14 protein-coding genes are annotated in these 12,049 nt (G+C 36.0%); 11 read left to right on the top strand and 3 right to left on the bottom strand.

The annotated features are described in order from the left end of the window. The first annotated feature begins 29 nt into the window (after positions 1-29). Genes FHL05_RS00730 through FHL05_RS00720 form a run of 3 tightly spaced genes read left to right on the top strand, consistent with a single transcriptional unit; the run spans position 30 to position 2,409 of the window. Entirely contained in the window at positions 30-935 is a 906-nt protein-coding gene (locus FHL05_RS00730) for a metal ABC transporter solute-binding protein (protein WP_153385376.1), read from the top strand. 5 nt (positions 936-940) lie between these two features. Beyond that, positions 941-1,609: a metal ABC transporter ATP-binding protein gene (locus FHL05_RS00725; protein WP_153385375.1), complete on the top strand. Its 669-nt coding sequence runs from the start codon at positions 941-943 to the stop codon at positions 1,607-1,609. A gap of 2 nt (positions 1,610-1,611) precedes the next feature. Then, a complete protein-coding gene (locus tag FHL05_RS00720) occupies positions 1,612-2,409 on the top strand; it encodes a metal ABC transporter permease (RefSeq protein WP_153385374.1) in 798 nt (265 codons plus the stop codon). Between the two features lie 231 nt (positions 2,410-2,640). Here the strand turns inward: FHL05_RS00720 and FHL05_RS00715 are convergent, their stop codons facing one another. From FHL05_RS00715 to FHL05_RS00705, 3 genes are all read right to left on the bottom strand, one after another. Next, the gene (locus FHL05_RS00715; protein WP_153385373.1) at positions 2,641-2,919 is read right to left on the bottom strand and encodes a helix-turn-helix domain-containing protein; all 279 of its coding nucleotides are present in this window, start codon (positions 2,917-2,919) and stop codon (positions 2,641-2,643) included. After that, positions 2,909-3,292: a type II toxin-antitoxin system RelE/ParE family toxin gene (locus FHL05_RS00710; protein WP_153385372.1), complete on the bottom strand. Its 384-nt coding sequence runs from the start codon at positions 3,290-3,292 to the stop codon at positions 2,909-2,911. Before FHL05_RS00710 ends, FHL05_RS00715 begins: the two co-directional genes overlap by 11 nt. Positions 3,293-3,461: 169 nt before the next feature. Continuing rightward, positions 3,462-3,899, bottom strand: coding sequence for a Fur family transcriptional regulator (locus FHL05_RS00705; protein WP_153385371.1), 438 nt, complete (start codon positions 3,897-3,899; stop codon positions 3,462-3,464). A gap of 140 nt (positions 3,900-4,039) precedes the next feature. On the opposite strand from FHL05_RS00705, the gene FHL05_RS00700 reads away from it, so the two are divergent. The 8 genes from FHL05_RS00700 (at position 4,040) to FHL05_RS12495 (ending at position 12,016) form a co-directional block, all read left to right on the top strand. Next, positions 4,040-4,732 carry a response regulator transcription factor gene (locus FHL05_RS00700; protein WP_153385370.1) on the top strand — a complete coding sequence of 231 codons (693 nt, stop codon included), beginning with the start codon at positions 4,040-4,042 and terminating at the stop codon, positions 4,730-4,732. Then, on the top strand, positions 4,729-6,105 hold the full coding sequence (locus FHL05_RS00695) for a sensor histidine kinase (RefSeq protein ID WP_153385369.1): 1,377 nt from the start codon (positions 4,729-4,731) through the stop codon (positions 6,103-6,105). Before FHL05_RS00700 ends, FHL05_RS00695 begins: the two co-directional genes overlap by 4 nt. A 390-nt stretch (positions 6,106-6,495) precedes the next feature. Beyond that, positions 6,496-7,998: an AMP-binding protein gene (locus tag FHL05_RS00690; protein WP_153385368.1), complete on the top strand. Its 1,503-nt coding sequence runs from the start codon at positions 6,496-6,498 to the stop codon at positions 7,996-7,998. A 2-nt stretch (positions 7,999-8,000) separates the two neighbouring features. Continuing rightward, positions 8,001-8,807 carry an ABC transporter permease subunit gene (locus FHL05_RS00685; RefSeq protein ID WP_153385367.1) on the top strand — a complete coding sequence of 269 codons (807 nt, stop codon included), beginning with the start codon at positions 8,001-8,003 and terminating at the stop codon, positions 8,805-8,807. A gap of 11 nt (positions 8,808-8,818) precedes the next feature. Further along, complete coding sequence (locus FHL05_RS00680) at positions 8,819-9,529, top strand: ABC transporter ATP-binding protein (protein WP_153385366.1); 711 nt, start codon at positions 8,819-8,821, stop codon at positions 9,527-9,529. 343 nt (positions 9,530-9,872) lie between these two features. Further along, a complete protein-coding gene (locus FHL05_RS12425) occupies positions 9,873-10,103 on the top strand; it encodes a hypothetical protein (protein WP_153385365.1) in 231 nt (76 codons plus the stop codon). 97 nt (positions 10,104-10,200) lie between these two features. Then, positions 10,201-11,016, top strand: a complete 816-nt coding sequence (locus tag FHL05_RS00670; protein ID WP_153385364.1) for a MerR family transcriptional regulator — start codon at positions 10,201-10,203, stop codon at positions 11,014-11,016. A gap of 91 nt (positions 11,017-11,107) precedes the next feature. Beyond that, a complete protein-coding gene (locus FHL05_RS12495; protein ID WP_162000148.1) occupies positions 11,108-12,016 on the top strand; it encodes an alpha/beta fold hydrolase in 909 nt (302 codons plus the stop codon). Positions 12,017-12,049 lie beyond the last annotated feature (33 nt).

Below are 12,049 nucleotides of genomic sequence, written 5' to 3'. Positions count from 1 at the left end.
TAATTTTTATTATTAAGGGAGAAAAATCTATGTTTAAAAAGTACCGAATACTTTTTGGAATCATTCTTATCTGCAGTCTGTTTTTAGCATTTTTATCAGGCTGCTCTAACAAAAAAGTTTCAAGTTCTTCACAGAAGCTAAACATCATCACCACAACCGATTTTTATGGCGAAGCTGCTAAAAAAGTCGTCGGTAATAAGGGAACTGTTACTTCATTGATCAACAACCCCGCTATCGACCCTCACGACTACGAACCAACGACTGATACTGCTAAAAAAGTTAGTAAAGCTGACATCACGGTTGCTAACGGTTTAGGTTATGATTCTTGGATGAATAAATTGAACAAAAAATCTGATGATTCCTTCATTAAAATAGGTGAAGACGTCATGCACAAAAAAACTGGCGACAATCCTCATATTTGGTACAATCCTCAAACTATGCCTAAATATACGCGCCTCTTAGCTAAAAAATTAGCCAAGAAAGATCCTAAGAATAAACAATATTATGAAAAGAACGCTCAAAAATATATCAACTCGTTAAAGCCTGTGCAAAACGAATTAACTAAACTCAAGCAACTGTCAGAAAAATTGCCTAACAAAAATGTTTATGTCAGTGAACCTGTTTTTGACTATTCAATTTCTGCTTTAGGCTTCAAAGTCACTAACAAGAGTTTTGAAAAGGCAGTTGAAAATGGTACTGATCCAACACCGTCTGAAATCAAAAAAATGCATCAAGGCATCAAAGACAAAAAAATTGCCTTCTTCGTTCTCAACAGTCAAACTGACAGCAAACTTGTTAATAACTTAGTAAAAATGGCAAAGAAAAATAACATCCCCGTTCTCAAAGTGACTGAAACTTTGCCTAAAGACAAAACTTATCAAGAATGGATGTTATCGCAATATCAACAATTATCTAAAATTTTACAAAGAGAGTGAACAAATTGATTAGAGCACAAAACTTAACTAAACGATTTGGTAATCAATTAGTTTTTCATGACTTAAATTTTCAAATCAACGATGGCGAATTCATCAGTTTAATTGGACCAAATGGTTCTGGTAAAACAACGCTAGTTAAAATCCTCATGGGACTGGAAAAGAAATCAAGTGGCGAATTATTAATCGATTCCAAACAAACGATTGGCTACGTCCCCCAATTTCGCAACATCGACTTAGACTATCCTTTAGATATTGAACAATTTATTCGTCTCAATCTAAAATTTACGCTCAGTCCTGCTAAAAGAAAAAATGGCAATGAAATGATCAAGACAATCTTAGAAAAAACTGGTTTGACTAACTTAAAGAATCGTCCTTTAGGTTTAGCTTCTGGTGGCGAGAAACAAAAAGCTTATTTAGCCCAAGCACTTTTAAATGACCCCAAAGTTTTAATTCTCGACGAGTCAACAGCCAGCCTTGACGTAGAAGTGAAGTTACAGCTGATGGACCTAGTTCAAGAGTTAAATCGAAAATATCATTTAACAGTTATTTTCATCAGCCACGATTATGATTTAACTAAAAAGTATACTAAACGAGCTTTGTTATTTAAAAATAAAACATTGACTGAAATTTCAGCTCAAGATATTTCAGAAGACATGTTTGGGATGGAGGCTTAAAAATGTTTGAATATGAATTTATGCGTCAAGCCTTCATTGCTAGTACCTTTATCGCAATTACAGCCGGTATCGTCGGCGTCTTCGTTGTTTCTAGAAATATGTCCTTTTTATCGCACACTCTTTCAGAAATTGGCTTTGCGGGAGCATCGTTTGGTATTTTAGTGGGCATCTCTCCTTTAGCTGGAATGATTCTGTTCACTTTAGTCAGTTCAGTCGCGGTCGGAAGTCTAAGTAGCGAATCTTCCAGAAGAGAGGCCTCAATCAGTGCCATTTCTTCACTCTTCATTGGTTTAGGGATTCTTTTCCTATCGCTTTCTTCTGAATCAAGCAGTTATGCAACAAACATTCTCTTTGGAAGCATCGTCGGTATCAGTGCTAAAGAAGTTCAACAATTATTGATTTTAGCTTTGTTTGTAATTTTTATTTTCGTAATTTTTTACAAACCATTAACTTTTGATTCCTTCGACCACATCGGGGCTCAAGCTTCAGGATTAAAAACGCGTTTGCTTTCGATTGCCTTTTTAGTAACTTTAGCTTTGAGCGTCAGTATCGGTGCCCAAATCGTTGGTTCTTTGTTAGTCTTCGTTTTACTAACACTTCCCGGTGCCACAGCAAAATATTTAGTTCACTCGATTCCAAAACTCATTATGGTGTCAGTTGGATTATCTTTAGCAGGCGTTTGGTTAGGACTTTATCTAGCCTTCATCACTAATTGGCCCGTTACTTTCTTCATTTCAGCCTTTGAAGTTATCGCCTACTTCTTAGGTTTGACTTATAAGAATTGGAAACTCAATCATTAATAAAGAAGGCTGGTCATAACATGGTCAGTTTTAAAACATTAAGTAAAATGTCTCCTGGTAATTGAACTTTATTACTAGGAGACATTTGTTTTAAGCACAAAAAGCTATATTATGTTCCGCGTTTCAAGTTTAGGAGCAGAAATAGTTATATCTCAAACTCTTTTTAATTAATATTTGAAGAAATAAAAAACCTCCCTCTGAATCACAACAATTAGGAAGGTCTATCTCAACTTAAGAAATACTAATTTTTAATTTTTTGCCCATTACTGATGCGAGTATTGATAGTTTATCTACACTAATATTATGACCAGTTTCAATTCGAGCTATCGTTGATTGTGGCATATGAGCTTTTTGAGCAAGTTCACTTTGAGTCCAACCGAGCTCTTCTCTTGCTGTCAACAATGCAACAGCACTATTCATTTGATCATTATATTTATCAAATTCTTTTTTAAATTCTGGATTCTTTAAATCTTTTTTTAATTCTGAATCAAAACTAATATTATTTTTCATTAATATTCTCTCTTTCGACAATCTCTTTATATTCTCTCCTCAGCAATTTAGCATGTTCAATAACTCGAGGCGGTGTTTTTCCTGTTTTTTTAGTAAATCCATTGGTAAGCATGTATTTATTGTTAATAATATGAAAATATAAGACTCTTTGAATATTACTTCCAAGTTTTGATCTCACTTCATATAAGTCATTATCAATCTTTTTAACCCATTCCATCCTTTCGGAAATATAGAGACCATGTTCTTCGATATTGTATATTGTTGCCTTTAACTTAGCTAAATCTTTTAGTGGTAAACTACCATAAAATTCTCTAACTTCATTTTTGCCATCTGGACGTATATATTCTTCAAATTTCAACTTATATTTTTTCATATAGTTATTATAGCATATATGCTATTAAAGACACATGTTAAGGCTTATTTACAATCCTATATTTTAGTGTCCCCCCATTCTCTTTATGTCAAGAATTTCAAGAATAGATAATCCAAAAAAAAGTTCCAAGTCAAAATTGAATTCGACTTGGAACTTTTTAAATTGCTTATTAATTTTCGACAGCTAATTTCTTCGTGCATTCTGGGCATAAACCATAAACCTCAATTGCGTGACCCTCAACTGTATATCCTGGCAATTGATCAGTGAAGAACTCCATTGGACAAGCCTTAAGTTCAGTTACCTTGCCACAATTTTTACAAACGAAATGGTGGTGATGACGGTGTCTGAAATCACACTGATATTTAACTAGCGTATGATCTTTTTCTTGATACTCGACCAAACCGATTTCAGAGAACTCTTTGAGATTTCGATAGATGGTGTTATTGCTCATCCCTGGGTAAAGTTTGCGCATATAATTGACGATATCATTGATGGAAACGTATTGAACGGTAAATTTGCCTAAGTAATCCAACAAATCTGTCCGTTGTTTAGTTACTTTATAATTATTTTTTTTGAGAATTTCTATTGCTTTTTCCACGAGTCTCATTCCTTTTTTCTAATCATTTGTAGTGTACCATAATTAGTAATTATTACGCATTAGAAATGTTTTTAGTTATAATTAAGGTAAATTTGCTACTATTTGCTAGTATATATAGTAGAAACTATTGGTTGGGAGATTTGTTGTTAATGAAAAATACAATTTTAATCGTTGAAGATGAACGTAGTCTTTCAAGTTATGTCGGGAAAGAATTAGAATTTGAGGATTTCAATGTCATTATCGCTAACGATGGCGTTGAAGCCTTAGATTTGTATGAAAAAAATCAAAACAAACTCTTGTTGATCCTTTTGGACTGGATGTTACCAAAATTAGATGGTATGGAAGTTCTCAGAAGAATCAGAAAGAACGACCAAGTCCCAGTTATTGTCATGACCGCTCGAGATTATGTTGGCGATAAAGTTGCTGGTTTAGATAACGGTGCTGACGATTACATCACAAAGCCTTTTGAAATCGAGGAGCTCTTAGCTCGGATTCGTGTAATCCAACGACACGTTGAACACATGACAGAACCTGAACAAACCTATCAAGTAGCTGATCTGACTTTAAATACCAAATCGCATCAAGTTACACGAAATGGCGAGAATGTTCAATTAACTAGACGTGAATACGACCTCTTGCTCTTTTTCTTGCAGCATACTGGACAAGTCTTCACGCGTGATGAGTTACTCGACAACGTCTGGGGAAAAGATTTCCTTGGTCAACAAAATGTTGTTGATGTTTATGTCGGTTACCTTCGTGGAAAAATTGATGGCAAAAAAAATAAACCGCTGATTCAAACGATTCGCGGCGTTGGCTACTCACTTGAGGATGTTATCGAATGAACAAAAAAGTAGCGCCTACTTATCAAGAACTGATTAACAATGCCATCAGAAAACTAGTTATTATCATTACTGTGTCAATCAGCATATTGATTTTAGTCGTCGTAGGTATTCAGCGCTATTCACAAACTGTCAGGGATGCGCAAGGTCAGATGATGAGTCTTTATCGAGCTAACATCGATGATATTCCAAGTTTTATCCATTGGAACAATCAGAATAACCGTCACACGCGCCAAAATACGGTCATTCGTGTTAAGACGAAGCAGTCCTCTATCACGGCATCTTCTAGTCGCATGGGGCCTGATATCATCACGACTTCAGCTTCTAAAAAATTTATCAATCAACATAAGTTTAAAATTTTACCTGGTCAACATATCGTTTATGTCCAAGGCTACGGATTATTCTTATTCTACAAAAATTCTGAAGATGGTACGACTTATCAACTTTGGGCTAGTTTAAATAATTTAATCAGTAGTATGATTTTGCTTTTGATAATCATTAGCATCATCACCTTCATTACTTTAGGCTTTGGAACCTGGTGGGCAGCACAATTATCTGCTAAGTTAAGTTCGCCAACAATTGCTTTAGTAAATGAAACGAGAAAGAAAATTAAAGATACTGATGCTGACCAGCCAACTTTGCAAGTTCCTAAGAGTCCTCAAGAAATCAGTGAACTTGGTCATGTCTTCAATGAATTGTTAAAGACGCAAAATAAACGTCTGCAACGAGAACGGGACTTCGTTTCCAATGCTTCTCACGAATTGAAGACGCCAATCGCTGCCATTCGTGGAAATATTAATTTAATTAAGCGTCACGGCGATAAGCATCCCGATGTTATCCCTGAATCGCTTGGTTTTATTGATGAAGAATCATTGCGGATGCAAAATCTAATTAAGAACCTCTTAGATTTATCAAGAGCTGACCGAGCTGAGCTGATTTTAAAGGATGTTGATTTCTCTAAATTAGCTCAAAATATTGGTACGCAATATCAAAAGACGATTGCTCAGCACTTGAAATTAGAAATCGAACCAAATTTACATATTTCTGGAAACGACGATACTTTGAAGCAAATCATCGTCGCTTTATTGGACAACGCTAATAAATATTCTTCGGAAGATAAGCCGATTACTTTGAGTTTAAAGGAAGTCGATGGCAAAGCTCGTTTGGATATTGCTGATTTGGGAATCGGTATTCCTGATGATCAAAAGAGTTTGATTTTCCAAAGATTTTATCGGGTCGATGTTTCTCATTCTACTGAAATTAAAGGTAGTGGTTTGGGATTGTCGATTGTTTCGCAGTTGGTTAAGTTGAATAATGGAACGATTGAGGTTTTGGATAATCAGCCTTGTGGTTCTATTTTTCGGGTTTGGTTTTAGGATTGCTTATTATTATTTATGAGTCTCCTTTTTGGGGGCTTATTTTTTTTACTATGATTTTTTGATGGATAACAATTGCTCCCATGCTGCATAACCATACCCTTTCTGCTGCATAGTGGAAACGAGCTCCACAAGCCAGCTACTTCCGGTTAAGCCTATTTCCCAAACTGTTCGCATAGTACGCGAACACTTTGGAAAATTGTCTTAATCCTCGGTAGCTCCCGGGCTTGTTGCGCTCTCTTGCTTTCTAAGTTTTTCTTATATAAACCTTATCAAACCTAAGTAGTTCCTTCTCATAAATCCTTGTAAACTATGTTTATTCAATGAAATAAATAAACTAATAAAAAATAATGATTTATCGTAATGAAATGAAAGGACATGGTACTACTTATGTCAGAACTTACTGAAAGATTAAACCAACAATTGCTTGCTGGTGCTTCTCGTCCTTTGATGCAGGATGCAAAGGCGCACTGGTACTCTGGTAACGAGCTTAACTTAGAAAAAAATGTTTGGAAGAATTACTGGAAGAACAAGGGTATTGGTCACAATGATATTGTTTTGATTGCTTTGACTAATTCAGTTTCTTACACTTTGGTCACTCAAAGTTTGTGGGAGATTGGTGCGATTGTTCAACCTATCAATCCTAAGACTACTGAAATTCAAATTAGCGAATTGGAAAATCAATATCACTATTCTGCTATTGTCGTTAACAGCGATGTTTCACAGATGAAGTTTTTGGAGCCTACTTTCTCCAGTCAACCTCGTTTGACTACTTTGCATGAACCTGAGGTTCAAATTTATGTTCGTAACAAACATGTGGCTCATTTAATTGATGATCCAGATGATGACCAAATCGGTCTTATCATGCACACTTCTGGAACTACTGGTAAGCCCAAACGTGTTGGTTTGACGCATCGTCAATTGTTGGCTGGTGCTTTTAATGTCATCGATAGTGAGGAGTTGACTGAAAAAGACAGTACTTTCATCTTAATGCCAATGTTCCACATCAATGCCATGGTCATCTCCAATTTAGCAACACGTTTATCTCATGGACAATTGCTCTTTAGACCAAAGTTCAGTGCTCACCTCTTTTGGAAAGAAGTTGGCGATGAAATGGTTACATGGGTGTCACTCACTCCAGCAATCGTTGCGATTCTTTTGCAACGTGAAGAAAAGCCGGCTGAAAACAACTTGCGATTTCTCAGAACTGCTTCAGCCCCTCTCTTACCAAGTATTCACAAAAAGTTCCACGAAAGATTTAACATTCCCTTAATTGAAAGTTACGGTATGACTGAAGCTGCGGGTCAGATTGCACAAAATCCACTCGAAAAGCCTATTCAAAATACTGTTGGAACAATCCATAAGATTGAAATTAAGATTTTAGATAAAGATTTAAAGGAACTTCCTATTGGTTCTGTTGGTGAAATTGCCTTAAAGGGCGACAACATCATTACTCACTATCTCGACCCTCAACCTGAGGCCTTTGACAATGGATTCCTTTTGACCGGAGACTTAGGTTCACTTGATATCAATGGTTACTTAACGATTGCTGGTCGTAGCAAGGAAATGATTATCCGTGGCGGTGAAAATGTTAATCCTCTTGCCGTTGAAAACTGCTTAGTCAATTTGAAATTTGTTAAGGAAGTCGCCGTTGTTGGAACTCCTGATTTGATTTACGGTGAAACTGTTACCGCCGTTATTGTTCCTAAAGAACAGACTAAAGAACATCAGCACCAACTTGCTTTGTTGAATGAATTAGCAAATGAGCAATTATTACCTGTTGAACGTCCCACAAAATACATTTTTGATATGAAATTACCTAAGAATGCTACTGGGAAAATTCAACGTACGCTTCTAGCTCAAGAAGTGACTCAACAACTTAAGGAGGCTTAAAAATGCAAAAATCTGTCACTTTAGATAGGAAAAAATCTTTTCACCTTCCAATCAATAAACTCTTACCATTTTTGATACCGATACTTGTTCTTTTATTATGGCAAATCAGCAGCAATTTAGGCTGGTTATCCAGTTCTGTCTTGCCTTCACCAATTGCAGTAGTTCAAGATGGCATCAAATTGACGATTTCAGGCGAACTACCTAAAAACTTAAGTATCAGTTTATATCGGGCCACAGTTGGTCTTTTGATTGGTGGTGGAGTTGGCTTTATTCTAGGATTTGTTAACGGAATGTCTCACACTTGCCGTTTACTATTTGATTCATCGATTCAAATGTTTCGTAATATCCCTCATTTAGCCCTTATCCCCTTAATCATCCTTTGGTTAGGAATCAATGAATCAGCTAAGATTTCTTTAGTTGCCATTGGTACGATGTTCCCAATTTATATCAACACTTTCCACGGAATTCGTTCTGTTGATTCAGATTTGATTGAAATGGGAAAATCTTATGAATTATCGAAAAAACAATTATTTTTCAAAATTATCTTTCCAGCGGCTTTACCACAGATTTTAGTTGGTATCCGCTACGCTCTAGGCGTGATGTGGACCACATTGATTGTTGCTGAAACAATTTCTGCTGATTCAGGTATCGGTTATATGGCTAATAATGCCGAAGACTTCATGGATATGGAGACAGTTGTCTTATGTATCGTCGTCTATGCTATCCTCGGAAAAATTTCTGATTTAGTCGCTAAAGGTTTTGAAAGTCTCTTATTAGATTGGCAAAATACTGGAAGGAGCAATGTTTAACGAGTGAACCAATGATTACTGTAAAAAATTTAAATAAAATGTATGATAATTTAACCGCATTACACGATATTGATCTAACTATCAACCAAGGTGAATTCGTAGCCTTAGTTGGTATGAGTGGTGGGGGTAAAAGTACCCTCTTGCGGTTGATTGCCGGACTAGAAAAACCTACTTCCGGTTCAGTTTCTATCAACGCTGATGATTCAAAATCATTGACACGAGTTATGTTTCAAGAAGATAGATTGCTTCCCTGGATGTCCGTTTTAGACAATTTATCCTTTGGTTCAAAGGATAAAAATACTAAAGCGCATGCCGAAGAATTATTGAAGCTAGTTGAATTGGAAGATTACGCAGATCACTTCCCTAATCAACTATCTGGTGGTCAAAAACAACGTGTCGCCTTAGCCAGAGCTTTGATGACTAATCCTAAGATTCTGCTATTGGATGAACCTTTAGGTGCCTTGGATGCTTTGACTAGACGTAAGATGCAAGATCTTATTTTAAACATCTGCAAGAAACAAGCATTGACTACCATCTTAGTCACTCACGATGTTGAAGAAGCTGCCCGCATGGCCGATCGTATCATTGTAATGAAGAACTCAACTAATTCTTATGAAGAAGATTGTCCTAAGAATCGCAATGCTGGTCAAATCGGTATTGTAGCCGATCGTGTCCTAGGTGAGATTTTAGACGAAAAGAAAACCCAAAAAGAATCTGCTTAATAGTTTCTTCTTAAACTTCGATTAGTATAAGATTCCGTCCTCCATAGCAAAGAAAATTTGGCAAAAGCGATGTGGGCACGACTTTAAGCCTTTGCCAAAATCGGGCAAAGTCTTAAAGCTCGGCCTTATTCTAAACAATAAATTGTTAAGAATAATTTCACATCTGAGCCAATTTTCTTTGCTATTCCGGACTGGATAGTGGTTTTATTTTGATAACAAACAACAAAAATATCTATTTGGATAACAGTTTATCGACTATATCTAGATAGATATTTTTTTGCTTTTGAATTGCTTGAAATAAACAATAAATGACGTTATCCAGTCGGGAGTGGCAGCTTTGTGGATGCTCAGTACTGAAATTTCACTTAGCGATTTATCGCTTAGTGAAAGACCAATCTTTGAGACAATTCCCGGTTTTGGAATTGGCTTAAAGTTGCGTCCAGTACGTTCCAGCGTCCACAAAGCAGAACGGACGACGGAATCCTGTACTAACTTAAGAATCAAAGAACAAGTCTTAATGGGCTTGCTTTTTTTGGTATTTTTTTATTTAAATTATTATTATTTTCTAATGTAAACTTTAATGTTTTAATTATCGATTAAGAGACTTTTCTAATAAAAGCTATGGTAAACTATGAGCTATCGAAATTGCCACGCTAAGGAGAAATTCTTTAATGTTAAAAATCAGCGAATTTGCTAAACTTGCTCACATCACTAGACGTTCTTTGATTCTCTACGATAAAAACGAATTATTTAAGCCTGCCATGGTCAATAAAGAAGGTTATCGCTTCTATGAATACGAGCAAGTTAATGAGTTAGCGACAATTCTAACTTTGAAAAAATTAGGATTATCGATTGCAGAGATTAAAAATATCAAGCAACAATCTGATATTTCTAATGACTTGTTGTTAAAATTAAAATCTCAAGTCAACGACCAAATCAGCGATTTGTTAAAGGTCAATACTTTTATCGACCGCAAATTGCTTAAAACAAGTGCTCCTAAAAAAGACTTCTATCAACCCTTTGAAGTCATTCATCAAGAATCTTTTTTCTGGCGTTCCAATATCTCAGACAATTGTTCTTCGCGACAAATTGCCAAAATCTTTTCTGAATTTCACAGTCATTTGGAACAATTCATGGGTATTAATGGAAATTACTCCGGTTTTATCATTGATTTGCCTAAAGCAGGCGAAGATAAAACTTTAGAGAACACTAATTTCAATCTCATCAAAGAAGCCACGATTCCGATAAACGACAACTTTATCACGACTATCACTCGCCCTGCTGGCAACTATTTAGCAATTGATATCCCCAGTCACTCTGGAGATAGCTGTCACAATCTCAAAAAGGGTCTCTCTATTTTAGAACAGTTGATTGAAGACAGAAACCTAGCAGTTGAGAAAAAGCTCTGGCATCTCAATTTAGGCAAGAATTCATCCCTACCCGATGCTCAAAATATTATTCGTTTGGAAATGCTGATTCGTGACTAACTGCAATTATTGCTCTTTTTAGTTGCAATCAAATTACCAACTGGCTTATTATTACGGGGCAATAATAATTTCAGTTAGGGATAATTCAACTGTGAAAAAATTTACGAAAATTACACTCTCGATTGCTGCTGGTGCAGTAATTTCTGACGTCATCATAAGTGATCTGTTATTCAATTATGCTTTCAACAGAAACGGCTTTAGTATTCGAGTCAAAAACACTTTAAGTCCTAACAGTCGTTGGTTCATGGACCAAAAACAAACTATCTGGGAACAAACTTTGCCAAACGGTCTTAAAATTCGTGCTCGCTTCTTGCCAGCTGACGACAAATCCTTTAAGACAGTAATCGTAGTGCACGGCTTTGGCAGTTCCAGTAAATACATGGGTTCATATGTGCGGATGTTTCACGACGCCGGTTATAACGTTTTAACTCCAGATTTACGTTCCTTTGGACTAAGTCAAGGCCAATATTCTGGTTACGGATTTCAAGACCGACCTGATATGGTCAATTGGATTAAACTGATCAATCAAAAATTTGGCAATAAATCAGAAATTGGCTTGTATGGCATCAGTATGGGAGCTTCCACTGTCATGTATGCTTTAGAAAAACCTCTGCCAAATGTTAAATTTGCGATAGCTGACTGTGGCTATTCTTCAATTTCTGGAGAATTGTCTTACCAATTAAAGGATATGTTTCACTTGCCAAGTTTTCCCATCATCCCTACGACAAGCCTCTTGAGTAAACTTTTAGCTGATTATAACTTTTATCAAGCTGACACGAAAAAATTTTTAAAAAATAATCTGGTTCCCTTATACATTATCCATGGAGCTGAAGATAAATTTGTTCCTACTAAAAATGCTTATCAAAATTTCAACTACAATAAAGGTCCTAAGAAACTTTGGATTGTTAAACATGCGGGACATGCGGGATCTCTTACTCAAAGCAGACAAACTTATATCGACAATGTCACAGCTTTTGCCAAAAAATATTTTTCAAACTAAAAAGGAGTTCTATCTGGTTAGTTAAAAACTACC

The organism is Companilactobacillus halodurans (assembly GCF_009600995.1).
Taxonomy (GTDB): Bacteria; Bacillota; Bacilli; order Lactobacillales; family Lactobacillaceae; genus Companilactobacillus; species Companilactobacillus halodurans.
Note: the sequence above shows the minus strand (reverse complement) of the source record. Positions and strands in the feature narration are given on the sequence as shown.

What these genes read in the sequence shown, in the direction of transcription:
- FHL05_RS00730 (WP_153385376.1), top strand. Translation starts at nt 30, where the DNA reads ATGTTTAAAAAGTACCGAATACTTTTTGGAATCATTCTTATCTGCAGT.
- FHL05_RS00720 (WP_153385374.1), top strand. Translation starts at nt 1,612, where the DNA reads ATGTTTGAATATGAATTTATGCGTCAAGCCTTCATTGCTAGTACCTTT.
- FHL05_RS00715 (WP_153385373.1), bottom strand. Translation starts at nt 2,919, where the DNA reads ATGAAAAATAATATTAGTTTTGATTCAGAATTAAAAAAAGATTTAAAG.
- FHL05_RS00710 (WP_153385372.1), bottom strand. Translation starts at nt 3,292, where the DNA reads ATGAAAAAATATAAGTTGAAATTTGAAGAATATATACGTCCAGATGGC.
- FHL05_RS00705 (WP_153385371.1), bottom strand. Translation starts at nt 3,899, where the DNA reads ATGAGACTCGTGGAAAAAGCAATAGAAATTCTCAAAAAAAATAATTAT.
- FHL05_RS00700 (WP_153385370.1), top strand. Translation starts at nt 4,040, where the DNA reads ATGAAAAATACAATTTTAATCGTTGAAGATGAACGTAGTCTTTCAAGT.
- FHL05_RS00695 (WP_153385369.1), top strand. Translation starts at nt 4,729, where the DNA reads ATGAACAAAAAAGTAGCGCCTACTTATCAAGAACTGATTAACAATGCC.
- FHL05_RS00690 (WP_153385368.1), top strand. Translation starts at nt 6,496, where the DNA reads ATGTCAGAACTTACTGAAAGATTAAACCAACAATTGCTTGCTGGTGCT.
- FHL05_RS00685 (WP_153385367.1), top strand. Translation starts at nt 8,001, where the DNA reads ATGCAAAAATCTGTCACTTTAGATAGGAAAAAATCTTTTCACCTTCCA.
- FHL05_RS00680 (WP_153385366.1), top strand. Translation starts at nt 8,819, where the DNA reads ATGATTACTGTAAAAAATTTAAATAAAATGTATGATAATTTAACCGCA.
- FHL05_RS12425 (WP_153385365.1), top strand. Translation starts at nt 9,873, where the DNA reads ATGCTCAGTACTGAAATTTCACTTAGCGATTTATCGCTTAGTGAAAGA.
- FHL05_RS00670 (WP_153385364.1), top strand. Translation starts at nt 10,201, where the DNA reads ATGTTAAAAATCAGCGAATTTGCTAAACTTGCTCACATCACTAGACGT.